This window comes from Streptosporangium sp. NPDC002721, from assembly GCF_042888905.1.
GTDB lineage: Bacteria > Actinomycetota > Actinomycetes > Streptosporangiales > Streptosporangiaceae > Streptosporangium.
The window spans coordinates 37,600-62,993 of the sequence record NZ_JBIAQI010000037.1; the positions used below are offsets into that span (position 1 = coordinate 37,600).

The window sequence follows — 25,394 nt, forward strand, 5'->3', positions numbered from 1 at the left end:
GTCCTCGGGGGTGGAGAGAGGACGCGACATGGCACACCTGCTTCCCGGCTAGGAACTAAAAAATATATTATTATGAGCATTTAATCCAATTTCGGTCATTATGATCTGTTTTTTGACGAGTACGGTGGTGGCATGTCGTCCGGCGGCCCCCTCATCGTGCTCAAAGCCCCCGCCCTGGGGGGCATCCGGCGCCTCAACGCGCTCGACACGGTCCGTGCCCGCATCGCGATGGCCGTCGAACTGGGCCTGCTGAAACCCGGGGAGCGGCTGCCGCCCGCGGGGGAGATCGCCCGTGCCCTCGGCGTCGGGGAGATCACCGTACGGAGGGCGCTCGTCTCACTCTGTGACCAGGGCATCCTGGAGCGGCGACGCGGGCGCGGCGGCGGCACCCTGGTGTCCGAACGGCCCCCGCCCGGCGGGGTACGCGAGATCGAGGCCTACCGGTCGGCCGCCGCCGACGTCCACCGGCTGATCGACCAGCGGCTGCTCCTGGAGTGCGGCATCGCGCACCTGGCCGCGACGCGTCAGGGCCCGCGGCGGCTGGAGGAGCTGGAGCGGCTGGTGACCAGCATGGGCCAGGCCTCCAGCTGGGCCGAGTTCCGTACCCACGACGAGCGTTTCCACCTGGGGGTGGCCGAGGCCACCGGACTGCCGTCCGCGGTGGAACAGTACGGCTCGGTCGTCCGGGAGCTCTACCGCTACTACCTGCCCTTCTCTCTGGACCACCTGCGCGAGTCCAATCGTGGGCACGCCGACCTCGTCGCCGCCCTGGCCGCGGGCGACCCGCTGAAGGCGGTCGAGGTCACCCGCCGCCACGTCGAGGTGCTGCACCGGACCATGTTCGTCGGCGTCGAGGGCGGCGGGGACGGGGACGGCGGGGACGGCGGGGACGGGGCGGCCGGACCGGGCTGAGCGCTCAGGGGGCCGGAGGCGGGTCCGAGGGAACCCGGGCAGGGCTCAGAGGGCTTCGACGAACAGCTCGGCCTCACGCTCGCCCATGCCGGTCTCGCCACGCACCAGGTGGACCGCCTGCTCGGCGCGCCCGGCGGCCTTCAGCTCGCGCACGCGAGCGGCCAGGTCCGGACCGGTGACGGCGATGCCGCTCGCGCCCGGCGAGACCATGGGGCCGGTGGGACGGAAGCGGGCCATGAGGGGATGGGTCCACAGGTCGTGTCCCATGGCCACGGCGTCGACGACATCCTTGGCCTCCTTCAGGCCGAGCCCGGTGTACCGGCGCAACTCCTTGATCGCATGGATCTTCTGCCCCTGGCGCGTCAACCTGGTGACGGCCTCGTGCAGCCCCTGGGGCGTCGGCGCCATGACGGGCACCTTGCCGCCGGAGACCGCCCGGCCACCCTTCACGGCCGCCACGACGACACCGACGACGATCGCCAGGACCACCGCGAACAGAACGGCGATGATCAGCAGCTCAACGGGCCCGAGGTTCGGCATGCCCGCATCGTACGCCGGATCCGCGCGGGCCGTGAGGGACGGAGACGAGCCGGAGCCGGAGAGGGAGGTCCGGCCGGAACCCGTCGGGCGATGGACGCGAAGGGTGACGACGGTTGTTAAATGACAGCGTCCCGAACCGCCCGCAACACGCCCGTCCACCTGACCGCCACCGAGCCTCGTCTCTCCCGAACCTCCCGCAGTACGCCCGTCCACCTGACCGTCACCGAGTCTCGTCTCTCCCGAACCGCCCGCAGTACGCCCGTACACTCCCCGCCCGCGACCAGGCATCGTCCCCCGCCCGCGCCCCGTGGGCGGCGCCCGCGTACCAGATCGAGAGGATCTTCATGGCCGCACACCATCGAACGGGCCGGGTCACGGCCGCGCTGACCGCCTGTCTCACCGCGGCGGCACTGGCCGGGTGCGCGAGCGGCGACGCCACGGCACCCCGGGCCGCTCCCTCCACCCCGGCCGCCACCGGAGCGGCGGCGGACGGCGGCACCGTGCTCGCGGGCCAGCCGGACGTCAACGGCGACGGCCGGGTCGTCATCGGCGTGCTGAGCCCCGGTGACATCAACGACAAGGGCTACTACCAGAGCTTCGTGGACACGGCGGAGAGGTTCGCCACCTCGAAGGGCTGGACGATCATCAAGCGCGGCGGCGTGAACACCAGCGAGGCGCTCAACGCCGCGCGGGCGCTGTGCAGGCAGAAGGTCGACATGGTCGCCCTCGGCGCCGCGGACCTCAGGGACGCGATCCCCGCCTCAGAGGAGCCCGTGTGCGCGGGCACCGCCTGGTACGTGCCCTCGTCCGACAACGTCCCGCAGACCCCGAGGATCATGCTCTCCACCGACGAGGCGGACCAGAGCCTGCTCGCCGCCGGGTACGCGGCGGGCCTGCTCATGAAGGAGAAGGGCGCGACCAAGGCCGGTTTCGTGACCGGCCCCGAGGTCGACTTCACCACCGCGGCGGCCAGGGCCTTCAGGGCGGGCATCCGGCTGGTGGTCCCCGAGGCCACCCTGACGGTCACCTACAGCGGCGACCTCAACGACTCCGCCAAGGCCAAGGAGGCCACCCAGGCGCAGATCAGCCAGGGCGTCAAGGTCGTCTACCCCTATCTGGGCGGGGCCACCGACGCGTCGGTGGAGCTGGCCGACGCCGGTGGCGTGCTCACCCTCACCCCGGGCACCGACCGGTGCGCCTCCACCCGGCCCACCTTCGACGTCTCGGTGCTCTTCAGCCCCGGAGACTACTTCGGGGCCGCGCTGGAGGAGTTCGCCGCGGCGAAGCTGCGGATGGGCGTGGAGAGGGTCTGGAAGCTCGGCGTCGACCCGTTTCCCACCGTGAGGATCTGCAAGCCCACCCCCGAGCAGGAGGAGAGGCTGAGGACGTTCATCGCCGACGTCGGCAGCGGGAAGATCGACCCCAAGGCGGAAGTGAAGAGGCTCGGTTCCTGACATGACGGAAGACGGACGGGCGGGGGATCTCCCCACGCCACCGGTGCCCGCGCTCCGGCTGCTGGGGGTCGGCAAGCGCTACGGTCCGGTCGTCGCCTGCGACGCCGTGGACCTGACCGTGTACGGGGGCGAGATCCACGGCCTGCTCGGCGAGAACGGGGCCGGAAAGTCGACGCTCATGAACATCCTGATGGGACTCGTCCAAAGAGACTCCGGGACCATCATGCGCCACGAGGAACCCGTCGAGATCGGCGGCCCGAGAGAGGCGGCGGCGCTCGGCATCGGCATGGTGCACCAGCACTTCAGCCTGGTCGACCCGCTGACGGTCTGGGAGAACGTCATCCTGGGCGACACCGGGAGGATCGACAGGGCCGCGGCCCGCGACCAGGTCCGGGAGATCTCCCGGCGCTACGGCCTGCCGGTCGACCCGCTGGCCAGGGTGGCGCGGCTCTCGCCGGGGGAGCGGCAGCGGGTCGAGCTGATCAAGTGCCTGCGCGGGGACCCTGCGGTGCTCATCCTCGACGAGCCGACGTCCGTGCTGACCCGGGCGGAGTCGGCCGAACTGTTCGGCGTGCTGCGCCGCGTGGTCCGCTCGGAGAACCGCGCGGTCATCCTGATCAGCCACAAGCTGGACGAGATCACCGCGGCCACCGACCGGGTGACCGTACTGCGCGGCGGGAAGGTCGTCTTCCGCAGCGCCACCGCGAGGACGGACCCGCGAGAGCTGGCCAGGCGGATGGTCGGCAGGGAGGTCTCCCCGACCGGGACGCGTGAGTCCGCCGGGTCCGCCGGGTCCGCCGGGTCCGCCGGGTCCGCCGGGTCCACCGGGTCCACCGGGTCCACCGCGTTCACCGTGTTCACGACGGACAAGGACGAGACCGGGACCGAGGGGACCGGGACCCAGGGAACCGGAGTGGCGGGCGTGGGAGGCGCGGGTCCTCCGGGGTTCACGGCGGCCGGAAGGACGGGTGTCCCGGCACCCGCGCTGCGGCTGCGCGGCCTGACCGTCACCGTCGACGGCGTGCCCGTCCTGTCCGAGCTCGGCCTGGACGTCGCCCCCGGTGAGATCGTCGGCCTGTACGGCGTCGAGGGCAACGGCCAGTCGGCCCTGGGCGACCTGCTGTCCGGGCTCGTCGTACCGGACTCCGGGTCGGTCGAGGTCTCCGGAAGGCCGGTCGAGCCGGACCGCCCGGGGGCGTTGCACGCCGCCGGGCTCGGCATCGTGCCGGAGGACCGGCACGGCTCCGGGCTGGTGCTGGACATGAGCGTCGCCGAGAACCTGGTCATGAAGTCGCTGGACGCCGTGAGCGGCCGGGTGTTCCTCGACCGGGGGAAGACGCACGCCCTGGCCCGCCGCCTGGTGGCCGAGTTCGGCATCGTCACCCCGTCGACGGACACCCCGCTGCGCGACCTGTCGGGAGGCAACCGGCAGCGGGTCGTGCTCGCCCGCGAGCTCTCGGCCCGCCCGGCGGTCCTGGTCGCGGCCCGGCCCTCGTACGGGCTGGACGTGGGCGCCACCGAGGACGTGTACCGGCGGCTGCGCGACGCCGCGTCGGGAGGGGTGGCGGTGCTGCTGATCTCCACCGACCTGGAGGAGGTCATGGCGCTGGCCTCCAGGATCGCGGTGATCTCCTCGGGGAGGATCACCGGCGTCCTGCCCACGCGGGAGGCCACGGCCGAACGGCTCGGAATGCTCCTGGGCGGGGTCCCCGCGTGAACGAAACCCCCCGGGACCCCGCCCGCGACCCTGCCCGCGACCCCGCCCGGAACTCCGCCCGGGAGTCCGCGACGCTCGCCCGGGACCCGGCCCAAGATCCCGTGCCCCTCGCTCAGAGCCCCGCGACCCCCACCCGGAACCCGGCCCGGCCTCGCGTGAACTTCACCCGGGACCTGTCAGGCCGCCGCCTGCTCGCCTTTCTCGTCCCCGGCTCCGGCGGGTCCGGCTGGAGGACCGGCCTGGCGACCGTCGCGGGCGTGGTCGTGGCGCTCGCCCTGTCGTCGCTGCTGATCGCCGTGACCGGCGGTTCCCCCCTCGCGTCCCTACAGGCCCTCTTCCAGGGCAGCGTGGCCGACCGGGCGGCCTGGACCTCCACCCTGCTGTACGCGGCGCCGCTGCTGCTCGTCGCCGTGGGCGCGTGCGTCAGCGCCAGGTCCGGCGTGTTCAACATCGGCCAGGAGGGCCAGGTGCTCGTCGGTGCCCTCTTCGCGGCCTGGGTGGGGCTGCGCCTGGCGGTCACCGGCCCGGCGCTGCTGGTGGTCGTGCTGGCGGTCGCCGCGCTGGCCGGTGGCGCGTGGGCCGGTCTCAGCTCGCTGATGTACCGGCTGCGCGGCGTCGACGTCGTGGTCAGCACGCTGCTGATGACCTTCGTCGCCCAGCAGCTCGTCGCGTTCGCGGTCAACACGCCGTGGCTGCTGCGGGAGACGAGGGTCGGCGACGCCGTCGTCGCGCCGCAGTCCAACCCGCTGCCGGGGAGCGCCCTGCTCGGCTCGATCGGGGAGTACCCGGACCTGCAGCTCAACGGGGGCCTGCTGATCGCGCTGGCCGGAGCCGTGATCGTCGCGGTGGTGGTCGCCCGTACCCGGTGGGGGTTCCGGCTCACCATGCTCGGCCTCAACCCGCTCGCCGCCAGGCACGCCGGGGTGCGCGTCGGCGCGCTGGGCGGCGCGGCGCTGGCCGTCTCCGGCGCCTTCGCCGGGCTGGCCGGGGCCGTGCTGCTCACCAGCCCGGTGGGCGTCCACCGCCTGCAGCCCGGCATGGCGATGGGTATCGGCTGGGACGGCCTGCTGGTCGCCCTGGTCGCCCGCAACCGGCCGTCGCGGGCGATACCCGTCGCCCTGCTGTTCGGCGCGCTGCGCTCCGGTGGCGGCTTCCTCGCCGCGACCGGCGTGCCCCCGTTCGTCGTGGACGTGGTCAAGGCACTGCTGGTGCTGGCCTTCGTCGCCCCGCCCGCCGTCCTCGCCGCGCTCCGGCGCCGCGGGGCCGGTGTCCGCGCCGGTCACGCCGGTCACGCCGGGCACGCAGAACACCGGTCCGCGCCCGTCGCCGAGGGGGCCGCCCCGTGATCGCCGCCGACGACGTCTCCACCATCCTGTCCAGCGGGGTACGGCTCACCGTGCCGCTGGCCTTCGCGGCGTGCGGGGAGTATCTCGCCGAGCGGGCCGGTGCCATGAACATCTCCGTCGAGGCGATGATGCTGGGCGCCGCGTTCGGCTCGGTCGCCACGGCCAGTGCCACCGGCAGCGCCACCGCCGGGCTGGTCGCGGGAGTGCTGATCGGGCTCCTGGTCGGCCTCGTCCACGGCAACCTCTCCCACCGCCTGGAGATCAACACCTTCGTGGTCGGCCTGGTGCTCAACGCCCTCGTCCTCGGGCTGACCGGTTACCTGATCACGATCAGCGACTTCGACTCCCACCAGGTGTCGCAGGTCAGTGTCCCCTGGCTGCGCGACATCCCGCTGATCGGCCCCCCGCTCTTCGTCGAGCGCTGGCCGGTCTACCTGCTGATCGTCGTCGTCCCGCTGACCTGGTGGCTGGTCGAGCGAAGCAGGTGGGGCCTGGAGCTGCGGGCGGTCGGCGAGCGGCCGTGGGCCGCAGACGTCACCGGCGTCCGGGTCAACGCGCGCCGCCGCCAGGCACTGCTGTGGTGCGGCGCGCTGGCCGGGCTGGGCGGCGCCTACCTAGCGGTCGGCGAGGTCGGCTCGTTCAACCAGAACATGACGGCCGGGCGTGGGTACATCGTGATCGCGGCGGTGATCTTCGGCGGCTGGCGGCTGGGACGCACCCTGCTCGGCTGCGCGCTCTTCGGCCTGGCCGACGCGCTGCGCCTCGCGCTGCCCGCGCTGGGCCTGACGCTGAACTCACAGCTGCTGATGGTGGCGCCGTACCTGGTGGCGCTGCTCGCGATGCTGCTCTTCACGAACCGGCGCCGCGAACCGGGAGCGCTGGGACGGCCCTTCGAACGGGGCTCCCCCTGAAATCCCGGGCCCCGAGGTCTTTCCGGACCCCGCCCCGGGAGGCAGGAGGGTCAGGGGCCGTTCCCGCCCGTGCCCGGGGGCGGCGGGTTCTCCGCCTCGGCGAGGCGACGCTCGCGCCTTCCCCGCGCGATCTCGGTGCCCAGGGCGTCGAGGCGCTGGTTCCAGAAGTGCCGGTAGCGGTCGAGCCACCTGTCGACCTCCAGCAGCGGGGCGGGGTCGACGGCGTACAGCCGCCGGGTGCCCTGGGCGCGCACGGTCGCGAACCCGTTGTCGCGCAGCACGCGCAGGTGCTGGGAGACGCCGGGCTGCGAGATCCCGAACTCCTCCTGCACCACGGCGCTGATCTCACCGGCCGCCCGCTCACCGTCGGCGAGCAGCTCCAGGATGCGGCGCCGGACCGGATCACCGAGAACGTCGAGCGCGTGCATGACCTCACTGTCCCAGGATCGGCTTATATAAGTAAAGTCTGAAGCCGATGAGGCCGTCCGATCGGCATGCCGTGCCTCTGACCTGGACGAATGCGCCACAGGGTGATCCCATGGAAGGGACGGAGGGGGAGGGCTGCCGGAGAACCGGCGCTCCGCCGGCCCCGGCCGGCCCCGGCTGATCCAGGTTGATCCAGGAGGCGACAGTGAAGGCGACCGTAGGCGACAAGCTGATCGTGGAGAGCGCCCATGACGGTGTTCCCCGCAAGATCGGATTCATCATCGAGCTGCGCAACGAGGACGGAAGCCCGCCCTACGTGGTCCGCTGGGAGGGCGACGAGCACGAGAGCCTCGTCTTCCCCGGTCCCGACGCCCACGTGATGCCGAGCGTGTCGGGGTAGCTTCCGACGAGGGTCCGTCCCGCCGGCCCGCCGCCCCCGGGTGCCGGTGAGTCCCACCGTGTCGCGCGGACTACGATCGCTGATGTGGAACAGCGCGAATTGGGAAGAACAGGCAGGCGGATCGGCGTCGTCGGGCTCGGCGCGTGGCAGCTGGGGGCCGACTGGGGTGAGGTCGGCGAGGACGAGGCCCTGGCCACCCTCGACGCCGCCGTGGACGCCGGGGTCACCTTCGTCGACACGGCCGACGTGTACGGCGACGGGCGCAGCGAGCAGATCGTCTCGCAGCTGATCAAGGCCAGGCCGGGGCTGACCGTGGCCACCAAGATGGGCCGCCGCGTCGCGCAGGAGCCGTCGGCCTACACCCTGGACAACTTCCGGGCGTGGACCGACCGCTCCCGCGCCAACCTCGGCGTCGAGACCCTGGACCTGGTGCAGCTGCACTGCCCGCCCACCCCGGTCTACGCGACGGACAGGGTCTTCGACGACCTCGACACCCTCGTCCAGGAGGGCCGCGTGGCCGCCTACGGGGTGAGCGTGGAGACCTGCGACGAGGCGCTGACCGCGATCGCCAGGCCGGGCGTGGCCACCGTGCAGATCATCCTCAACGCCTTCCGGCTCAAGCCGCTGGAGAAGGTGCTCCCGGCGGCGGCCGAGGCCGGGGTCGGCATCATCGCCCGCGTCCCGCTGGCCAGCGGCCTGCTGTCCGGCAAGTACGACGAGTCCACCGTCTTCGGCGCCGACGACCACCGCACCTACAACCGGCACGGCGAGTCCTTCGACGTCGGTGAGACCTTCTCCGGGGTCGACTTCGCCACCGGCCTGGAGGCGGTCCGCCGCCTGGCTCCGCTGGTACCGCCGGAGACCACCATGGCGCAGTTCGCGCTGCGCTGGATCATCGACCAGCCCGGTGTCTCCGTGGTCATCCCCGGTGCCCGCAACCCCGGCCAGGCCCGTGCCAACGCGGCCGCCGCCGCCGTGGACGCGCTGCCCGAGTCCACCCTCGCGGGCGTACGGGAGATCTACGACGAGCTGATCCGCCCGCAGGTCCACCAGCGCTGGTAGCCCTGTAGCCGGTAACGGCTCGAACAGGCCGGTCCGGCAGGGAACGACACCCAGGCCGGACCGGCACCTCCCGGCTCCGCCCTTCCCTGCCGGACCGGAGTTCCCCGGGGCCGCCCCTTTCCCTGCCGGCCCCCTGCTTCCCGGCTGCGCCCCGGCGGGACCGGTGCTTCCCTGCTCTGTTCCTGGTTGGACCAGGGCTCCCTGGGGCCGCTCTTTTCCCGGCTACGCCTCGCCCCAGCCGGACCGGCGCCCCTCGGCCCTGTTTCTCCGTCCCTCCCGCCCGGCGCGAGTGACCCCGAGTCCTCGAAGGCCCGCCACGAGCGCGGGTGTGACGACACGTCCCCGCGCCGGCCGCGTCTCGAACCTGCCTTCCACGGTGACCCCGCCCTCCACGGCGACGCTGTTTTCCGCCTCGCCGTGCGGCACCCACGATCGTCATCCGGAACGGCGCCGGCACTGATCGGCTGAATGTCTCACGCTTGCTTTCATGCGTTCCGGCAGGATGGTCGCGCAATTTAGTTTGTAGGATTGACAAACTTATTAAGGCTACCTACATTACGGAAACCGGCCTCCCGTATTCGGGAGACCTGGCCGGGGCCGGTCGCGGGACACCTCGTGAACGGCCCCGACACCTCAATGTCCCAACGCCCTGACCTCGATCGACCGTTGCCGCTCCGGCTCGCGAGACCGCTGTCGCCCTGTCGCGCCGCCGCCCTGTGGCAGACGACTCGCCGGCCACGAAGAATCGCCCCCCACGAACTTCGAGGATGAGAACCGATGAACCCAAGCTCAGCGTCCCCCCGCCGCCGACGATGGTCGGCGGCCCGGCTGGTCGGCCTTCCCGCCGCCGCGGTCCTGCTGGTCGCGACCGTTCTGGTGGCGGTCGCGTGGCCCTCGCAGGCGGTCGCGGCGCCGGTCGCGGGTGGTGTGTACACGCTGGCCTCGGCCTCCAGCGGTAAGTGTGTGAACGTGGCCGGTGCCTCGGCCGACAACGGCGCGTTGCTGGTGCAGGTGGCCTGTAACGCCGCTGCCGCCGAGCAGCAGTGGAAGGCGGTGGCGCAGAGCGGTGGGTTCAATCTGGCCAACGGCAGGAGTGGCCGGTGTGTCGATGTGCCTGATTCCTCGACCGTCTCGGGGACGCAGTTGCAGCAGTGGGGGTGTGGGGACGGCGGCAAGCCGCAGCAGTTGTGGACCTTCACCGCTTCCGGCGCGGCCTCGGGCAAGTATCTGGTCAGGAGCGTGGTGTCGGGGTTGTGTGTGAGCAACAGGGACGGCTCGACCGCGGGCAACAACCCGGTCGTCGAGGAGACCTGCTCCGACGTCGCCCGGATGCAGTGGACCTTCAACCAGGTCTCCGGCCCCAACCCCACCCCGAGCCCGACGCCCACCGGCCGGGTCTGGTCGAACAACGCGGACGGGTTCGCCTCCACCAGCGGCATGGGCGACGCCACGACGACCGGCGGCGCGGCCGGAACCACCGTCACCGTCACGACGTACGCCGACCTGGTGAGGTACGCCACCGCCGGTGCCCCCTACGTGATCAGGGTGAACGGCGCGATCACGGTCACCCCGTACGGCACCGAGATCAGGGTGGCCTCCAACAAGACGATCATCGGCGTCGGGACCAGGGGGCACATCGTCAACGGCGGGTTCTTCCTCGGCGAGGGCGTGCACAACGTGATCATCCGCAACCTGACGATCCGCGACACCCGGATGGCCTCCGACGACCCCGACGACAAGGACTTCGACTACGACGGCATCCAGATGGACACCGCGCACCACATCTGGATCGACCACAACACGATCACGCGGATGAACGACGGCCTGATCGACAGCCGTAAGGACACCAGCTATCTGACCGTCTCCTGGAACGTGCTGTCGGAGAACAACAAGTCCTTCGGCATCGGCTGGACCGAGAACGTGACCTCACGCATGACGATCCACCACAACTGGATCCACCACACCAACCAGCGCAACCCCAGCACCGACAACGTCGCCTACGCCCACCTGTACAACAACCACCTGCAGAACGTCACCGGCTACGGCAACTACGCGCGCGGCGCGACCAAGATGGTGATCGAGAACAGCTACTACGACACCGTCAAGGACCCGTACTACCCCGACGCCGCCGCCCAGCTCCGCCAGAGCGGCAGCGTCGTGGTCAACTCCACCGGCAACCGGACCACCAGCGGGTCGGCCTTCAACCCGAGCTCGTTCTACTCCTACACGCTCGACCCCGCCGCCCAGGTCCCCGCGCTGCTGCGGACCTACGCGGGACCGCAGGCCAACATCGGCATGTGACCGGCGCCTCGGGCCGGCCGTGGGAGCGCCTGGCCGGCCCGAGGCGTCATACCGGGCCCCCGCGGGGTCACGACGTCCCGCGACCGGCGGGGGCCCGGACTCCCCACCCCCAGGAAAGGACGCGTCATGCGCCAGGGAGCATCCACCCCGTCCCGCGTACCGAGGAGCAGGCTCGCGGGTGTGATCGCGGTGGTCCTCGCGGTGCCCGCCACAGTCGTCGCCATCATGACCGGGACCGGCATGGCCGCCGCCGCGCCGGTCGCGGGTGGTGTGTACACGCTGGCCTCGGCCTCCAGCGGTAAGTGTGTGAACGTGGCCGGTGCCTCGGCCGACAACGGCGCGTTGCTGGTGCAGGTGGCCTGTAACGCCGCTGCCGCCGAGCAGCAGTGGAAGGCGGTGGCGCAGAGCGGTGGGTTCAATCTGGCCAACGGCAGGAGTGGCCGGTGTGTCGATGTGCCTGATTCCTCGACCGTTTCGGGGACGCAGTTGCAGCAGTGGGGGTGTGGGGACGGCGGCAAGCCGCAGCAGTTGTGGACCTTCACCGCTTCCGGCGCGGCTTCGGGCAAGTATCTGGTCAGGAGCGTGGTGTCGGGGTTGTGTGTGAGCAATAGGGACGGCTCGACCGCGGGCAACAACCCGGTCGTCGAGGAGACCTGCTCCGACGTCGCCCGGATGCAGTGGACCTTCAACCAGGTCTCCGGCCCCAACCCCACCCCCACCACGGGGACCCCGACGGTGGCGTCCGACGGCACCGGCCGGTACCGGACCGTGCAGGCCGCGATCGACGCGGTGCCCTCGAACAACGGCGGCCGCGTGGTCATCACGATCAAGCCGGGCACCTACCGGGAGATCGTCAACGTCAACAAGCCGTACGTCACCCTCCGAGGGCTGGGCTCCTCTCCCTCGAACACGCTCATCGTCAACAACCGGTCGGCGTACACCTCGGGCACCTCGGGCAGCTACACGGCCCTGATCTCGGGCCGCGACGTCACCGCCGAGAACCTGACCTTCTCCAACGACCTCGACGAGAGCACCATCCCCAGCGGCCACCAGGCCGTGGCACTGCGGCTGGACGGCGACCGCACCACCATGACGAACGTCCGGGTGCTCGGCGACCAGGACACGCTCCTGGTCAACGACTCGGCCCGCGCGTACGTCAGGAACTCCTACGTCGAGGGCACCGTCGACTTCATCTTCGGTGGCGGCACCATCGTCTTCCACAGCTGCGACATCCACGAGAAGCGCAGCACCGGCGGCCCCATCACCGCGGCCAGCACCGCGGCGGGCAAGACGTACGGCTACCTGTTCTACAGGTCGCGCATCACCGGCGCCGCGAACAACAACACCTCGCTGGGGCGGCCCTGGCGGCCCGACGCGCAGGTGCTGTACCGGGAGTCGACGCTGAGCGCGACGATCGCGACCGCCCAGCCCTGGACGAACATGTCGAGCAACACCTGGCAGAACGCCCGCTTCCTGGAGTACCGCAACACCGGCGCCGGCGCGACCGTCAACTCCAACCGGCCGCAGCTCGGCGACTCCCAGGCCGCGAACTACACGCCGCAGAGGTACCTGGCCGGCTCGGACGGCTGGAACCCGGTCGGCTGACCGGCGAGCGCCGCCGTCACACCCCGCCCCGGCGATTTCCAAGATCGATGAGAGCGGTGGCCGCCGCGCGGGCCGGCCGGATCATCCGGCGGGACACCGCCCGCGACCGGCCCCCGCCTCCGATCCTCCTCGCCGGTGACGGGGTGTGACCCCGTCGAGGGCCGGGCCCCTGGGACGAGCTTCCCCGGGCCCGGCTCCCGGTCTTCGGCCGACCGTCTCGAAGCCCCTGACCTGTACTATTTCTGGTTGTTAGTGCTGGTAAAAGCTTTTACGGGGGTTTCGTGTCTGTTTACGATAAATCAAATCCGGCCTTCGAGGATGATCCGGTGGCCACCCTGGAGGCCGCCTCCTGGGCCCTGGCCGCCGTGATCGGGACGATGCGCGACGCGTTGACGACCCCGCTGGCCGACGTGCTGGCCGCCGCCCCGCAGCGGACCGCCGTGCTGGAGGCGGCCGGGCTGGTGGAACGGAACGGGGACGAGCTCGTCCCGCACCCGTCGCTCCGCCCCGTGGAAGGCCCGACGGCCCGGAGCGCGGGGGAGGCGAAGCTGAGCTCGCTGCGCCAGGCCGTCGCCGCCGCGGCGCACGAGGGGAACGACGTCGCGGGCGGCGGCTGGGCCGACCAGGACGACGAGGTCCTGCTGAACCAGGGAAGGGCGTCCGCCGCGACCGGCCGCGCGCTCGCCACGAAGGTCGTCCCCCGGCTCAACGGCCTGGTCGACCGTCTGGACGTCGCGGGCAGCCGCGTCCTCGACGTCGGGACCGGGGTGGCGGCGATCGCCCTCACCCTGGCCCGGGAGTTCCCCCGCGCCCACGTCCTCGGCATCGACATCCTGGACCGCGTCCTGGATCTCGCCCGCGTCGAGCTGGCCAGGGCCGGAGAGGCGGCCGGGCGCGTGTCGCTACGCCGGCTGGACGTCGCCGAGGTGGCCGAGCACTCCGCCTACGACCTCATCTGGCTGCCCGCGCCCTTCCTGCCGGAGGCGGTGCTGAACGCCGCCCTGCCCCGGATGGTCGACGCCCTCGTCCCCGGGGGATGGATCGTCGTGGGAACCAACCCGGCCTCTCAGGACCCCCTGCGGCAGGCGGTCGGCCGGTGGACCGCCGTCCGCAACGGCGGCAACACCTACGACACGGACCGCATGGCCGAGGTCCTGACGTCGTCGGGACTCCAGGAGATCCAGCACTTCCCCACCGTCCCGGGAGGCCCGGTGCTCGTGGCCGCCCGCCGCCCGCTCGGCTGACCGCGCCTTCCCGGTGCCGTACGGGCCCGCCGGGGCGGGGTGCCTTTCTGGCCGGGAGCGCGGGCGGCGACCTAGTGTGGAGCCGTGCAGGGACTACTGCTGCGGCTGTCGGCGCTCGACTCCGACGCGGAGAGCGCCGTCCGCGTCATCGCCTACTTCGACGTGCTGGTGCGGAACCACGCGGGCGTCCCGGTGCTGCTCCAGGCCACCGCGCGCCTGGCGCAGTGCCCGGTCGGGCTCGTCGACGCGGGCACCGGCAGGCGGACGCGGGTCGTTCCCGGGGGTGTGCCCGAGCCGTGCGAGGAGCCTCCCCACCCGGCGATCCACCGCAGGCTCGCTTCCGAGCTCGGCGCCGTGTGGATGGAACGCGAGGGAACGGCGCACGGCCTCGACGAGATCGTCCTGGAGCGCTTCGCGGGCGCGGCGGAGGTCACCCTGGAGCGGGCCGCCGCCCAGGCCCAGGCCGGCACCGACCCCGCCCTGGTGGAGCTGGTCCTGTCGGCCGACGCCGGGGAGGCCGAGCGGGCACGGGCCCTGCGGCTGCTCGGCTTCGCGCCCGCGGCCCCGCTCCAGGTGCTCGCGGTGCTCGCCGACGACGACCGGGAGGGGGACGACGGGGCCGCCGTGGCCGCCCGGCTGCGGGTCGCCGGCCGCCACGTCCGCGCCGCCCGGCTGGGTGAAACCGTGGCGCTGCTGGTCGGCCCGGCGATCGACGGGCCCGGCGAGCTGCCCGAGACCCCCGGCACCTGGCGCGTCGGCCTCGGGCCGGAGACGCGCGGAGCCGGGGCCGCCGAATCCTGGGCGGCGGCCCGCACCGCCCTGCGCTTCACCGGCCCGCACCCGGCGGACCGGGTGGTCGCCTGGGCCGAGCTCGGCGCGCTCGCCCTGCTCGCCACCCATGTGCCGGACGAGGAGATCGCCGCCCTGCCCGACGTGCGAGCCGTCGAGGAGCTCGCCCGGCGGCCGTACGGCGCCGAGGCGCTGGAGGCGGTGCGCGCGCTGTGCGCGGAGGGCACGGTCCGCCGGGCCGCCGTCGCCGTGCACCTGCACCACAGCTCGCTGGCCGCCCGCATCGCGCGGGCGGAGGCCGTTCTCGGCTTCTCCCTCGCCGACTCCGCGGGCCGGCTCAGGGCGCACCTGGCCATGCGGCTGGTACGCCTGATGAGTCCGGCCGCCGGCGAGGCGGGGCCCGGCGCGGCGCGACCATCCGCCCGGCGGCGGCCCGGCGGCTGACCCCGCCTCAAGGACCGGCTCGTGATTCCGGGACAGGGAGGAACCGGCTCGTGATTCCGGGGCCGGGAAAGCGGGGCGGGCGGGGTGGATGAAATGCGGTAAAGGGGCGCCGGGATTTTCGGCCCTGAAACAATTCCCCTTACCGGTTCTCCCGGGCTTCCCGATATTCCGGCTTCCCGGTGACGGGGCTCACCGAGGTCCTGCCCGTTAAGTGAGATACAGGAAGTACTTTTAATGAGTTTCTTATAGTTTGATGCGCTTTTATGGAGTTTGGGAACCGGTCACCGTGCCGGGTCCGCCGAGGCGCGTGCCTCGCGCAACCGCCTCTCGGCCGCCGTGCGCTGCGTCGCCGACTCCTCCCGCTCCAGCCGCTCCCGCGCGTACAGGCGCAGCCAGTCGGCGATCAGGTAGACCGGAGCGGGCCGCGACTCCGCGGCGACCACGGCGACCACGGTGACCACGTGGGCCTCGACGAGCTTGTCGGCGACACCCGCGGCGAGCCGCGCGTCGGAGCCGAGCAGCGCGGCCAGGTCGTCGACGGTGAACTCGCCGGTCGGCAGCGCGCCCAGGCGCCTCAGCGAGGCCCACAGGTCGGGCCCGAGGTCGCGCTCGTAGGTGGCCGCGCACGCGCGCATCGACAGGTCGTCCACCGACAGCCCGTCCAGCAGCGAGTGCTCGTCGGTGAGGTGGCCGGCGAACAGGGGGAGCAGGACGTGCGGGGAGGCGGCCAGCCGCGCTCCGGCGATGCGGACGGCGAGGGGCAGGTTGTCGCAGATGCCGACCACCCGCAGGGCCGCCGCCGGGTCCGCGTCGACGCGCTCCGCGCCGGCGGTCCGCCGCAGCAGCTCCACGCCCTCCCCGGGGGTGAAGCCCCGCAGCTCCACGTGGTGCGCCGACTCCAGGGCGCTCAGCCGCCTCCTGCCGGTGATCAGCACCCCGTTGTCGCCGGTGCCGGGCAGCAGGGGCCGTATCTGCGCCGCGCTCGACGCCTCGTCGAGGATGAGCAGGATGCTGCGTTCCGCGAGCCAGGCCCGGCAGGCGGCGACCCGCTCGCCGGCCCGGCGCGGCGGGTCGCCGTCGAAGCCGCAGAGGCGCAGGATCTCGGCCAGCACGTCGGGGACCGAGCGCTCCCGGCCGCCCGCCGTGCGCAGCCGCACGAAGAGCTGCCCGTCGGGGAAGCGCTCGCGGAGCAGGTGGGCGGCGTGCACCGCGAGGGCCGTCTTGCCCGCTCCGGCGGGACCGGAGATCACCACCGGTGGGCTGTGCCGGGGGTCGCGGAAGACGTCGAGGACGTTCCGCACGGTCTCGCGGCGGCCGGTGAAGTCGGCCAGGTCACGGGGGAGCTGGCTGAGGTGGGCGACCACCTCCGGGCCGTTGCCGGTCGGGGAGGGCGGTCTGAGCACGGCCGCGCCGCCGCGCCTCGGGCCGCCGAACGGCGTGGCGTCGAGGTGCTGCGAGCCGTCGGAGGGCGGGCCGTCCAGGGAGGGGGCGCCCGCGAGGATCGCCCGGTAGAGCCGTTCGAGGACCGGGCTGGGCCGCAGCCCGAGGTCCCTGGCCAGCGTCTGGCGCATGTCCTCGTACTGCGCCAGGGCCTCCGACTGCCGCCCGCAGCGGAACAGCGCGATCATCTGCGTGCTGCGCAGCCGCTCCCTGAGCGGGTGGCTCCGGACGTTCTCCTCCAGGGAGTCGACGATGTGGGCGTGGTGCCCGAGGATGAGCTCCGCCTCCGCCCAGTCCTCGTAGACCGACATGCGCTCGTTGCGCAGCCGCGCGAGCTCGCCGCTGATCAGCGGCACGTGCGCCATGTCGGGCAGGGGGTCGCCCCGCCAGAGCTTCAGCGCCTCGTGCAGCGGGCCCACCGCCTTGGTGATCTCGCGGTCGCGCAGGTGCTGGCGGCCCCTGCGCGCCAGGTTCTCGTAGACCAGGATGTCGAGGTGCTGCGGGCCGAGCCGCAGCTGGTAGCCGGGGGGATGGAAGGTCAGCCGGTCGCGGTTGGCCGTCCCGAGCACGTTCTTGCGCAGCGCGGACACGTAGACCTGGACGTTCTTCAGGGCGGTCCGGGGCGGCTCCTCGCTCCACGCCGCCGTGCTGAGCTGGTTCACCGGCACGATCCTGTTGGCGTGGCAGAGCAGCAGGGACAGGAGCACACGCTGTTTGAAGGGCCCGAGCGGGATCAGGCTGCCGTTGCGGCGGGCCTCTAGGGGGCCGAGCACGGCGAAGGTGGTCTCCCCCGCCTCCGCCTCCTCGCGCACTATGGTTGCACCCACGGGAGAGTTCTCCGTTGACTGTTCGGGCGTTTTCTGAAGGCTGACCGGGCTATGTTGAGGCGGGCTCACAGAATTGTCATGATATATGCGCTTTAGTGTTAGTAAATGGGTGAATCCTGCCTGAAATAGTCAGCTCGGATTGTCAACCAGGAGCTCGTGAAGCGAGCCGATCAGACGCAGTCCGGCCTGCCGCCTTCCCGCGCTCCCGTCCGCCAGCGCGGAGACGATGGACACCAGGTCACCGAACTCGGCGCCGCTGCCGTTCAGGACCCGCCGGGCGTAGCGGTTGCGCTGCACGATCCGCAGCGCCGCCGACGCCTGCGAGGCGAAGAGCGTCAGCAGCGCCAGCTCGTCGATGCTCGCCCGCGCCTGCGGGTGGGGGTCCAGGACCTCCAGCACCCCCAGCGCCTCGTCGTCGTGGACGAGCGGCACCGCCATGAGCCCGCCCGGCACGTACGCGGTCGACTCGGCGATGTCGCGGGCGAACACGGTGCTCGCCGAGAGGTCGTCGACGATCAGCGCGTCCCTGGCGTTCAGCACCCACCCGGCGATGCCCCGCGTGGCGGGGAAGCGCCGCCCGACGAGCACCTGCTCGCCCTCGCCGGAGACCGCCTCGAAGACGAGGTCCCCGTGCTCCTCGTTCACCAGGAAGATCGAGCTGGCCTTGGCGCCGAAGATGACGCGCGCCGTGTCGACGATCGACTGGAGCAGGAGCCGGTGTTCCCTCTCCGAGCCGGCGACCGCGGCGGAGATGGCCGCGACCATCTCACCGTTCCCTGTCATCGGGCCTCCTCACGTTCTGAACGTTCTGAGCGGTCAGGTACATGACGGTCTTCACCTGGAAGGGGGTCAGCCCCGGGTGCTTGCTCAGGATCAGCGCGCACCGGGCCGCGACATGGGGGGTCGCGAAGCTGTTCCCGGTGCATCGGGTGCGCCCGCCACCGGGCCAGGCCACCTCCACGTCGGACCCGTGGGCGAAGAACTCCACGGGCGGGCGGGGGTTGTAGAGGATCAGGCCGGGATCGTCCTCGGCGTGGCTGCCCACGGAGATCACCGACGAGAACCGCCAGGGGAAGCTCTCCACCGGCAGGTTGTGCGCGGACGCCACGAGCACCGTCCGCCGGAAGTAGGCGAGGTCGCCGAGCTCGCGCAGCGGCTCGGCCAGGTGCCTCCTGTTGGTCGACAGGCTCATGCTCACCACGTCGAACCCCTGCTCGATGGCCCAGCGGAGCCCGGTGACGAGGGCGTCGCCCGTTCCCGAGAAGCCCGCTCCCAGCACCTGGACGCTGTGCAGCTCGCATTCGGGCGCGACCGAGCGGATGATCCCGGCGCACGCCGTCCCGTGCCCGCAGCTGTCGGCGCCCTCGCTCTCCCGCACGACGGCCTTGCCGCCCGGGCCCGTCACCACGGCGTGGGTCGAGTGCACCGGGGCGAGCATCGGGTGCTCGCGGTCGACCCCGCTGTCCACGACGCAGACCCGCACGCCGCGCCCGGTGGCGCCCTGCCACGCCCACTCCGGGGTGACGGCGGCGTTGCCCGCGGCGGACACGGCGATGTCGTCCTCGGCGCCGAGCCGCCAGGTGAGGTCCGGGTTGGCGGTCATCGCCGCCCCGCCGACGCCCACCCCTTGCCGACCAGGTGCCCCTTGGCCGCGAACTCGGCCGCCGCGCCGCGCGCCGCCGCCCCGCTCTCCTCGTACGCCCCCAGGAGGGCGAGGCTGCGGGCGTTGCCGAGCAGGACGGTGGCGCGGCAGGCGGGGGAGTCGGTGCCGCCGGCCTCGCGCAGGGCCAGGTCCATGAGCTCGCGGGAGGAGTCCTCGGCCCCGCGGGCGGCGAGCACCTCGGCCCGGATCGCGTGCAGCTCGGCCGTGTTCATCGGCGCGTCCCCCGGCGAGCCCTCCAGGGCGACGCCCGCCCACCGCTCGGCCCCGGCCAGGTCCCCCCGGCGCAGCAGCGTGCCCGCCAGGTCGCGGGAGGCGGTGACCAGGAGCTGGGCGTCGCCGAGCGCCTCGGCCCTGGCGCACGCCCGGAGCAGCAGCTCCTCGGCGACGTCCCAGCGTCCGGCCAGCGACTCGACGGCCGCGGAGAAGATCGGCATGAACGCGTCGGCGTAGGCGTGCCGCAGGTCGGCGAAGGACTGCCCGGCCGCCGCGAGGGTGGCCCTGGCCTCGTCGAACCTGCCCCGTGTGGCCAGCAGGACCGCCAGCGGGCAGCGGACGACGGCGCGTACGGTCCCGCGGTCCCTGCCGTGCGCGGCCAGCAGGCCGTGGCACTGGGAGATGGCGACGGGGGCCGGTTCGGGGCCGAGCCAGAGGGAGGCGGCCATGTTGCCCAGGATCGTCGCGCGTTCCAGCTCGGCGTCCGACCGCACGGCGTGCCCCAGGGCGCGCTGCAGCATCCCCCTCGTCTCGGCGAACCTGCCGCGCCCCTGGGCCTCCTGGGCGACCAGGGTCCAGGCCCTGGCCAGCCCCAGGTCGTCGCCGGCCACCTCGAAGACCGGGATGGCCCGGCGCGCGATCTCGAAGGAGCCCGCGGGGTCGAAGTGGCTCAGGTAGAGCGAGGCGTGCGCGGCCACCAGCGCGTCCGCGTCGCCCGTCGCGCGTTCCAGCACCTCGGTGAGCAGCAGCCGCCCCCGCTCGACGTCGCCCAGCGCGATCGCGGTCTCCGCGACGCGCCCGCTGACCTGCGGCCAGCCGGGATGGGCGGGGCCCAGCAGCTCCGCGCCCCTGCTGAGCAGCTTCTCCGCCCTGGACAGGTCGCTCCTGCGCAGCGCGAGCGTGCCCGCCCCGGACAGCCGGGCCGCGGCCTCGCCGCGCAGCCGCACGGTGTGGTCGTCGGGAGGCCCCAGGTCGGCGCGGTGCCGGTAGGCCCGCTCCAGGTGCGTGCCGACGGCCTCGTCCCCGCCCTCTCCCTCGGCGAGCCAGCCGGCGAACCGCTCGTGCAACTCGGCCCGCCGGCGCTTGGCCATGCCGTTGTACACGACCTCCTGGATGAGGCCGCTGGCGAACCGGAACGTCGCCTCCGTACGGTGCTCGACGAAGGACTTGCGCCCGAGTTCCTCCAGCAGCTCGCCCGGCTCGCCGGTTCCCGAGACGGCCCGCAACTCCTCGACGCTGAACTCCCTGCCGACCACGGTGGCGCACTCCAGCATCGCCCTGGCGTCGTGCCCGAGCCTGTCGACGCGGGCCGCGATGAGCGCCCGCACGGTCAGCGGCAGGCCGTGCGGCTCCCCGTCGTCGCCGAGCATGGCCACGAGCTGCTCCAGGTGCAGGGGGTTGCCCTCGGCGCGCTCGGCGATCCGCTCCAGCAGGGCGCCGTCGTGCGCCGTCACCTCGGCCAGCTCGGAGACCAGGAGCCGGGAGTCGGCCGGCCCGAGCCGGGGCAGGGGCAGCCGGGAGGCGGGCTGCCAGTCCGGCAGGCGGTCGAACAGGTCGGACCGGGCCACGCACAACACCATCATCGCGGTGTCACGCAGCTCCTCGGCGAGGTCGCCGAGCATGTCGAAGACCGGGCCGTCCGCCCACTGCACGTCGTCCAGCACGATCAGCACGTACGTGGAACGGCCCAGGCTCTCCAGGACGCTGCGCAGGGCCCAGGAGGTCTCCTGCTGGGAGGGATTGGGGGTGCCGTCCTTGAGGAGGCCGTCGCGGAGCACGGCCAGGGCCTCGGGGTCGGGCGTGCCCACCGTCACCAGGTCGCGCACCGCGTCGGCCACCCCGAGCAGCGTGCCGCCCGCGCCGTACGGGCGGCAGCGGCCCGAGCCGACGAGGACGCCCCGCTGCCCCGCGCGCTCGGCCCACAGCCGCGCCAGCCGGGTCTTTCCCACCCCCGCCTCGCCGTGCAGGGTCACGATGCGGCAGTCGCGCCGGCTGATGATCTCGTCCAGGGTACGGTCCAGCTCGTCCAGCGGCTCCCGCCTGTCGACGAACGGGACGTCGAACCGCCGGCTCACCGCCGGGTCGTCGGAGCGCATCGAGTCCAGCCGCCAGGAGAGGACCGGGCGCCGCTTGCCGCGCAGCTCCAGGGGCCCGACCGCGACGCCCACCGCCGAGGGGCCCACCAGGCGCCACGTCTCGGGTCCGAGCAGGATCTCCCCGGGCCCGGCGAGCTGCTGGAGCCGGGCGGCGGCGTTCACCGCCTCGCCCGCGACGAGCGCCTGGTCGCCGTGGGCGTGGCCCGAGGTGACGACCTCGCCGGTGTTGACGCCGATACGGGCACTGAGCCGGATCCCCAGGTCGCGTTCGAGGTCGTCGTTGAGGCGTTCGAGCGCCGCCCGCATGTCCACCGCCGCGCGGGCGGCGCGCAGCGCGTCGTCCTCGTGCAGCTCAGGGACGCCGAAGACGGCCATGACGGCGTCGCCGATGAACTTCTCCACGGTGCCGCCGTGCCAGGCGAGCTGGTCGCGCATGAGCGTGAAGTAGCGGATCAGGACGGCGCGGAGCGACTCGGGGTCGAGGCGCTCGCTCAGCGCGGTGGACTCGGCCAGGTCGCAGAAGACCACTGTGACGATCTTTCGCACCTCCGCCGCCGGGGCGGCGAGGCGTGTGCCGCACGAGGGGCAGAACCGGGGCAGCCCCGGTGTCTCGGCCAGGCAGGAAGGGCATCGCATGATCGTCCCCCGATCAGAACAGGAGTCCGCCGACGATGTGGGCCTCGACCTCGGGTGCGCCGTCCCTCAGCCGCTCGTGGATGGAGGCCAGGAGCGCGACCTCGGCCTCGCTCAGCGAGAGGACGACCTCGCGCTGCTCGGGGCTGACGAAGGTGAGGTCGATCCCCGCGCGGGCCAGTTCGTGAACAGGGTCAAAGGTCATGTTCCCTCTCAGGGTGGCCGAGTGACACGAGGTCGTCGTAGGGAGGGCATCCGTACCGCCTGGCGAACGCCGTACCGCCGCCGGCCAGCTGCAGGTCGAGGACCCGCCGCTCCACGAAGGCGGCGGCGGGTGTCCGCGCGGGGGGCGGCACGTCCAGCGTCCGGCAGGTCTCGCAGTACCCCCGCGAGGGCGGGGCGCCGGCCAGCCACAGCGGGCCGTACGTTCTCAGGGCGCGCAGCACGCCGGACTCCAGGCAGCGTTCCCTGACCGTGTCCCAGTCGTCGGTGCCCGCGTGTCCCAGGCGCAGGTGGCCGGGGACGGGACGGTGGTCGACGACGTCCTGGTTGCAGCACGCGGTGATCGTCCCGTCGAACCCGACGGCAGGCCAGGCGGCCATCGCGCACGGCAGCGCGCTCCCGGCGACCGCGGTGGCGCCTGCGGTCGCGGTCGCGTCTCCGGTCGTGGTCGTGGTCGCGTCTCCGGTCGCGGTCGCGGTCGCGGTCGCGGTCCCGGTTCCGGGGGGCGGGCCGGTCCCGGGAGTCAGCGCCGCCCCGGCGGTCCTGGTCGCGGTCGCGGTCGCGGTCCCGGTCTTAAGAGCCGTCACCGCCTCGGCGGTCGTTGTCGCGGTCGCGGTTCGGGTGGGCGGGGGCGCGGTGGCGCGGGCCCGGCCGACGGGTTTCACCCGGCTCACCAGCATCGGCACCCGGTCGCCGAACTCGCGCCGGACCGCCGAGGTGACGTCGCGCAGGTAGGGGTCGCCGGGCCCGGTCCCGGTGACGTGGAAGCTGAGGTCCTTGCCCCGCGCCAGCAGCGCCCGCATGACCGCGAAGACGCTCTCTCGGGGCACCTCCTCCTCGTGGAAGGCGTCCAGGCTGGCGGAGAAGTGGTCGGCCGCGTCGATCGCCCCGGCGATCGCGGGAGGGATCCGGACCTTCTCACCGGCGGCGGGGGGCAACCGCGGGGCGAAGAACATGCCCGACAGGATCATCGTGCGGCCACCGCCCCGGGCGGCGGCCTCGGCCAGGGAACGGGCCAGGCGCGGCCGGAGCAGCGGCTCGCCCCCGGTGAGCATGACCAGCCGGGGCCCGTCCCCCGGCGCGAACGTCCCGGCGAAGCGCTGGAAGATCTCCCCGGGGTGTTCCTCGGAGGCGGGCAGCGAGCCGGTCGAGCAGTGGCGGCAGCGCAGCGGGCACCGCCGGGTGATCGCCATGAGCACCGCGGCGGCGGGGACGGGGCGCAGCGCCAGGATGTCCATCAGGTGCACGAGAACACCTCGGCGCGCTCGCCGGCCAGCTCGCGCAGCAGCTCGGCCGCCGCGCGCACGGTGTGCAGGGCGCTGGTCCCGACGGCGGCCTGCCGCTCCCGTACCACGGGCAGGCCGTCGAGCATCCGGTCGAGGTCGTCGCGGTGCCCGAGGTCCAGCGCGGCGTGCCGCCACAGCGTGCGGAACGCCGCCCGGGGGTATCCCGTGCTCCGCTCGATGTGTTCGATCAGGGCGGGGGAGGGCGCCTCGCCCTCCAGCACCGCGATGTAGCCGAGCAGGGCGACGGGGTGGTGGTGCAGCACCCAGTAGTACTGGGCCCCGACGAGCCCGGCCACCGACGGGGGCGGCGTGCCGCGCGTCGCGTCCCCGGCCGAGGGGTCGACCAGCGCCAGGTCCTCCAGCAGCCAGTCGTCGTGGCCGGCCTCCTCCTCCGCGTGCCGCTCCAGGTACCGGGCAAGCTCCGTCTCGCCCAGCTCCGCGGACCTGGCCGCCGCGACCCGCAGCAGCGGCACCGAAGCCCTGATGACCATGTGCATCGCGCACAGGTAGTCGCGATAGCGCCGTCGCGGGTCGGAGGCCCGCCACAGCGAGCCTCCGGCGCTCCGGAGCGCGTGGCCGGTCAGGTCGATCTTCGCCCGCAAGATGATGCTGGGGGGTGTCATCGGGCTCCCGTCGTCTGAACGAAGTGTCGGCTCGGCCGGTTCGATAACGGTTGGGAGCCGGTATGGAAATGCCTGGTACCACCTCCGGCCAGGGGGATCGCGGGGTCTCAAACCGGATTCCAACCGTTCCCAAGGCGCGACTTAACCGGGCGATCGCACACTGGCGCCACGTGCCGAAGAGGGAGCCGGATATGGCGGACGTCGCGGTCGAGACCAGCGAACTGCGCAAGACCTACACGAGCTCGTCCGGGGTGACCGAGGCGGTGGCCGGGCTCACCCTGCGGGTACGGGAGGGCGAGCTGTTCGGCCTCCTCGGGCCCAACGGGGCGGGGAAGACGACGACGATCGGGATGCTCACCACCAGGATCGCCCCGACGGGCGGCACGGCCAGGGTGAGGGGCGCGGACGTGGTGCGCGACCCCATCGCGGTCAAGCGCCACATCGGCGTCGTGGCCCAGTACAACAACCTCGACCGGCAGCTCACCGCGCACGAGAACCTGGAGTTCCGCGGCCGCTACGCCGGGCTGCCCGCGCGGGAGGCCAGGCGGCGGGCGGGCGAGCTGCTGGAGCGGTTCGGCCTGGGTTCCCGCGCCAAAGCCAAGATCACCGAGATGTCGGGCGGCCAGGCGCAGCGCATCATGATCGCGCGGGCGCTGATGCACCGGCCGGACGTCCTCTTCCTTGACGAGCCCACCTCGGGCCTGGACCCCCAGACCCGGGTGAACCTGTGGGACACCCTGCGGGAGATCCGCGACGGTGGCCAGACCGTCGTCCTGTCGACCCACTACATGGAGGAGGCGGAGGAGCTCTGCGACAGGGTCGCGATCGTCGACCACGGGACGGTCCTGGCCTGCGGGACGCTCGCCGAGCTCAAGGCGTCCACCAGCCTGCGGACCGTGCTGACCCTGACCTACGACGGCGACCCGGAGAAGATCGTCGAGCAGGCCGGGCAGCTGGCGGGCGTCGCGGAGGCCGAGGTCTCCGACAACCGGCTGCGCGTCTTCACCCCGGCCCCCGAGGGGGTCCTCGCCCTCCTGGTGAGCATGGGCCAGGACGCCGGGCTGTCGCTCGCCGACGTACGGGTCGTCCGGCCCAGCCTCGAAACCGTGTTCCTCGCCCTGACCGGGCGGGAGTACCGGGATTGAGCACCTCCCCGCGAACACCGGGATCGACCACCTCACCGCGCACAACGTTCCGAACCACGCGGGCACCGCGCCGCGGTTCCGCCCCGGAGCCGAGG

General features: G+C 72.8%; 21 protein-coding genes. 12 read left to right on the forward strand and 9 right to left on the reverse strand.

Features of this window, described 5'->3' with window-relative positions:
- Positions 1 to 132 precede the first annotated feature (132 nt).
- Positions 133 to 912, forward strand: coding sequence for a FadR/GntR family transcriptional regulator (locus ACFYWM_RS38820; RefSeq protein ID WP_389924952.1), 780 nt, complete (start codon positions 133 to 135; stop codon positions 910 to 912).
- 45 nt (positions 913 to 957) lie between these two features.
- On the opposite strand, the gene ACFYWM_RS38825 is transcribed toward ACFYWM_RS38820, so the two are convergent.
- Positions 958 to 1,452, reverse strand: a complete 495-nt coding sequence (locus tag ACFYWM_RS38825) for a ribosomal protein L7/L12 (RefSeq protein ID WP_389924955.1) — start codon at positions 1,450 to 1,452, stop codon at positions 958 to 960.
- A gap of 344 nt (positions 1,453 to 1,796) precedes the next feature.
- Here ACFYWM_RS38825 and ACFYWM_RS38830 point away from each other — a divergent pair, with 344 nt between their 5' ends.
- Genes ACFYWM_RS38830 through ACFYWM_RS38845 form a run of 4 tightly spaced genes read left to right on the forward strand, consistent with a single transcriptional unit; the run spans position 1,797 to position 6,880 of the window.
- Positions 1,797 to 2,906: a BMP family ABC transporter substrate-binding protein gene (locus ACFYWM_RS38830; protein ID WP_389924958.1), complete on the forward strand. Its 1,110-nt coding sequence runs from the start codon at positions 1,797 to 1,799 to the stop codon at positions 2,904 to 2,906.
- A gap of 1 nt (position 2,907) precedes the next feature.
- Positions 2,908 to 4,623 (forward strand): ABC transporter ATP-binding protein, encoded by a 1,716-nt coding sequence (locus ACFYWM_RS38835; RefSeq protein WP_389924961.1) that lies wholly within the window; start codon positions 2,908 to 2,910, stop codon positions 4,621 to 4,623.
- The gene (locus tag ACFYWM_RS38840) at positions 4,620 to 5,969 is read left to right on the forward strand and encodes an ABC transporter permease (protein WP_389924963.1); all 1,350 of its coding nucleotides are present in this window, start codon (positions 4,620 to 4,622) and stop codon (positions 5,967 to 5,969) included. The genes ACFYWM_RS38835 and ACFYWM_RS38840 overlap by 4 nt, the downstream gene beginning before the upstream one ends.
- Positions 5,966 to 6,880, forward strand: coding sequence for an ABC transporter permease (locus ACFYWM_RS38845; protein ID WP_389924966.1), 915 nt, complete (start codon positions 5,966 to 5,968; stop codon positions 6,878 to 6,880). The genes ACFYWM_RS38840 and ACFYWM_RS38845 overlap by 4 nt, the downstream gene beginning before the upstream one ends.
- A 50-nt stretch (positions 6,881 to 6,930) precedes the next feature.
- On the opposite strand, the gene ACFYWM_RS38850 is transcribed toward ACFYWM_RS38845, so the two are convergent.
- Complete coding sequence (locus tag ACFYWM_RS38850) at positions 6,931 to 7,308, reverse strand: ArsR/SmtB family transcription factor (RefSeq protein ID WP_389924969.1); 378 nt, start codon at positions 7,306 to 7,308, stop codon at positions 6,931 to 6,933.
- Positions 7,309 to 7,511: 203 nt separating this feature from the next.
- Between ACFYWM_RS38850 and ACFYWM_RS38855 the strand changes: the two genes are divergently transcribed.
- The 6 genes from ACFYWM_RS38855 (at position 7,512) to ACFYWM_RS38880 (ending at position 15,151) form a co-directional block, all read left to right on the forward strand.
- Positions 7,512 to 7,706, forward strand: a complete 195-nt coding sequence (locus ACFYWM_RS38855; RefSeq protein WP_389924972.1) for a DUF1918 domain-containing protein — start codon at positions 7,512 to 7,514, stop codon at positions 7,704 to 7,706.
- An 84-nt stretch (positions 7,707 to 7,790) separates the two neighbouring features.
- Positions 7,791 to 8,768 (forward strand): aldo/keto reductase, encoded by a 978-nt coding sequence (locus tag ACFYWM_RS38860; RefSeq protein WP_389924975.1) that lies wholly within the window; start codon positions 7,791 to 7,793, stop codon positions 8,766 to 8,768.
- Positions 8,769 to 9,545: 777 nt separating this feature from the next.
- Positions 9,546 to 11,069 (forward strand): RICIN domain-containing protein, encoded by a 1,524-nt coding sequence (locus ACFYWM_RS38865; protein ID WP_389924978.1) that lies wholly within the window; start codon positions 9,546 to 9,548, stop codon positions 11,067 to 11,069.
- Positions 11,070 to 11,195: 126 nt separating this feature from the next.
- On the forward strand, positions 11,196 to 12,674 hold the full coding sequence (locus tag ACFYWM_RS38870; RefSeq protein WP_389924980.1) for a pectinesterase family protein: 1,479 nt from the start codon (positions 11,196 to 11,198) through the stop codon (positions 12,672 to 12,674).
- Between the two features lie 326 nt (positions 12,675 to 13,000).
- Positions 13,001 to 13,918, forward strand: a complete 918-nt coding sequence (locus ACFYWM_RS38875) for a class I SAM-dependent methyltransferase (protein ID WP_389924983.1) — start codon at positions 13,001 to 13,003, stop codon at positions 13,916 to 13,918.
- A gap of 84 nt (positions 13,919 to 14,002) precedes the next feature.
- The gene (locus ACFYWM_RS38880; protein WP_389924986.1) at positions 14,003 to 15,151 is read left to right on the forward strand and encodes a helix-turn-helix domain-containing protein; all 1,149 of its coding nucleotides are present in this window, start codon (positions 14,003 to 14,005) and stop codon (positions 15,149 to 15,151) included.
- 281 nt (positions 15,152 to 15,432) lie between these two features.
- On the opposite strand, the gene ACFYWM_RS38885 is transcribed toward ACFYWM_RS38880, so the two are convergent.
- The 7 genes from ACFYWM_RS38885 to ACFYWM_RS38915 all read right to left on the reverse strand — a co-directional run bounded on the left by ACFYWM_RS38885 (position 15,433) and on the right by ACFYWM_RS38915 (position 24,154).
- On the reverse strand, positions 15,433 to 17,418 hold the full coding sequence (locus ACFYWM_RS38885) for a BTAD domain-containing putative transcriptional regulator (protein WP_389924989.1): 1,986 nt from the start codon (positions 17,416 to 17,418) through the stop codon (positions 15,433 to 15,435).
- Between the two features lie 129 nt (positions 17,419 to 17,547).
- Entirely contained in the window at positions 17,548 to 18,201 is a 654-nt protein-coding gene (locus ACFYWM_RS38890) for a GAF domain-containing protein (protein ID WP_389924991.1), read from the reverse strand.
- Positions 18,185 to 19,021 (reverse strand): S8 family serine peptidase, encoded by an 837-nt coding sequence (locus ACFYWM_RS38895; protein WP_389924994.1) that lies wholly within the window; start codon positions 19,019 to 19,021, stop codon positions 18,185 to 18,187. Before ACFYWM_RS38895 ends, ACFYWM_RS38890 begins: the two co-directional genes overlap by 17 nt.
- On the reverse strand, positions 19,018 to 22,026 hold the full coding sequence (locus tag ACFYWM_RS38900; RefSeq protein ID WP_389924996.1) for an adenylate/guanylate cyclase domain-containing protein: 3,009 nt from the start codon (positions 22,024 to 22,026) through the stop codon (positions 19,018 to 19,020). Before ACFYWM_RS38900 ends, ACFYWM_RS38895 begins: the two co-directional genes overlap by 4 nt.
- A 13-nt stretch (positions 22,027 to 22,039) precedes the next feature.
- Positions 22,040 to 22,228, reverse strand: a complete 189-nt coding sequence (locus ACFYWM_RS38905) for an aroma-sacti cluster domain-containing protein (protein ID WP_389924999.1) — start codon at positions 22,226 to 22,228, stop codon at positions 22,040 to 22,042.
- The gene (locus ACFYWM_RS38910; RefSeq protein WP_389925060.1) at positions 22,218 to 23,483 is read right to left on the reverse strand and encodes a radical SAM protein; all 1,266 of its coding nucleotides are present in this window, start codon (positions 23,481 to 23,483) and stop codon (positions 22,218 to 22,220) included. The genes ACFYWM_RS38905 and ACFYWM_RS38910 overlap by 11 nt, the downstream gene beginning before the upstream one ends.
- Positions 23,483 to 24,154, reverse strand: a complete 672-nt coding sequence (locus tag ACFYWM_RS38915; protein WP_389925002.1) for an iron-containing redox enzyme family protein — start codon at positions 24,152 to 24,154, stop codon at positions 23,483 to 23,485. Before ACFYWM_RS38915 ends, ACFYWM_RS38910 begins: the two co-directional genes overlap by 1 nt.
- A gap of 191 nt (positions 24,155 to 24,345) precedes the next feature.
- Between ACFYWM_RS38915 and ACFYWM_RS38920 the strand changes: the two genes are divergently transcribed.
- On the forward strand, positions 24,346 to 25,299 hold the full coding sequence (locus ACFYWM_RS38920) for an ABC transporter ATP-binding protein (RefSeq protein WP_389925005.1): 954 nt from the start codon (positions 24,346 to 24,348) through the stop codon (positions 25,297 to 25,299).
- Positions 25,300 to 25,394: the final 95 nt, after the last annotated feature.

What these genes read in the sequence shown, in the direction of transcription:
- ACFYWM_RS38820 (WP_389924952.1), top strand. Translation starts at nt 133, where the DNA reads ATGTCGTCCGGCGGCCCCCTCATCGTGCTCAAAGCCCCCGCCCTGGGG.
- ACFYWM_RS38825 (WP_389924955.1), bottom strand. Translation starts at nt 1,452, where the DNA reads ATGCCGAACCTCGGGCCCGTTGAGCTGCTGATCATCGCCGTTCTGTTC.
- ACFYWM_RS38830 (WP_389924958.1), top strand. Translation starts at nt 1,797, where the DNA reads ATGGCCGCACACCATCGAACGGGCCGGGTCACGGCCGCGCTGACCGCC.
- ACFYWM_RS38835 (WP_389924961.1), top strand. Translation starts at nt 2,908, where the DNA reads ATGACGGAAGACGGACGGGCGGGGGATCTCCCCACGCCACCGGTGCCC.
- ACFYWM_RS38850 (WP_389924969.1), bottom strand. Translation starts at nt 7,308, where the DNA reads ATGCACGCGCTCGACGTTCTCGGTGATCCGGTCCGGCGCCGCATCCTG.
- ACFYWM_RS38865 (WP_389924978.1), top strand. Translation starts at nt 9,546, where the DNA reads ATGAACCCAAGCTCAGCGTCCCCCCGCCGCCGACGATGGTCGGCGGCC.
- ACFYWM_RS38870 (WP_389924980.1), top strand. Translation starts at nt 11,196, where the DNA reads ATGCGCCAGGGAGCATCCACCCCGTCCCGCGTACCGAGGAGCAGGCTC.
- ACFYWM_RS38890 (WP_389924991.1), bottom strand. Translation starts at nt 18,201, where the DNA reads ATGACAGGGAACGGTGAGATGGTCGCGGCCATCTCCGCCGCGGTCGCC.
- ACFYWM_RS38895 (WP_389924994.1), bottom strand. Translation starts at nt 19,021, where the DNA reads ATGACCGCCAACCCGGACCTCACCTGGCGGCTCGGCGCCGAGGACGAC.
- ACFYWM_RS38900 (WP_389924996.1), bottom strand. Translation starts at nt 22,026, where the DNA reads ATGCGATGCCCTTCCTGCCTGGCCGAGACACCGGGGCTGCCCCGGTTC.
- ACFYWM_RS38905 (WP_389924999.1), bottom strand. Translation starts at nt 22,228, where the DNA reads ATGACCTTTGACCCTGTTCACGAACTGGCCCGCGCGGGGATCGACCTC.
- ACFYWM_RS38910 (WP_389925060.1), bottom strand. Translation starts at nt 23,483, where the DNA reads ATGGACATCCTGGCGCTGCGCCCCGTCCCCGCCGCCGCGGTGCTCATG.
- ACFYWM_RS38915 (WP_389925002.1), bottom strand. Translation starts at nt 24,154, where the DNA reads ATGACACCCCCCAGCATCATCTTGCGGGCGAAGATCGACCTGACCGGC.
- ACFYWM_RS38920 (WP_389925005.1), top strand. Translation starts at nt 24,346, where the DNA reads ATGGCGGACGTCGCGGTCGAGACCAGCGAACTGCGCAAGACCTACACG.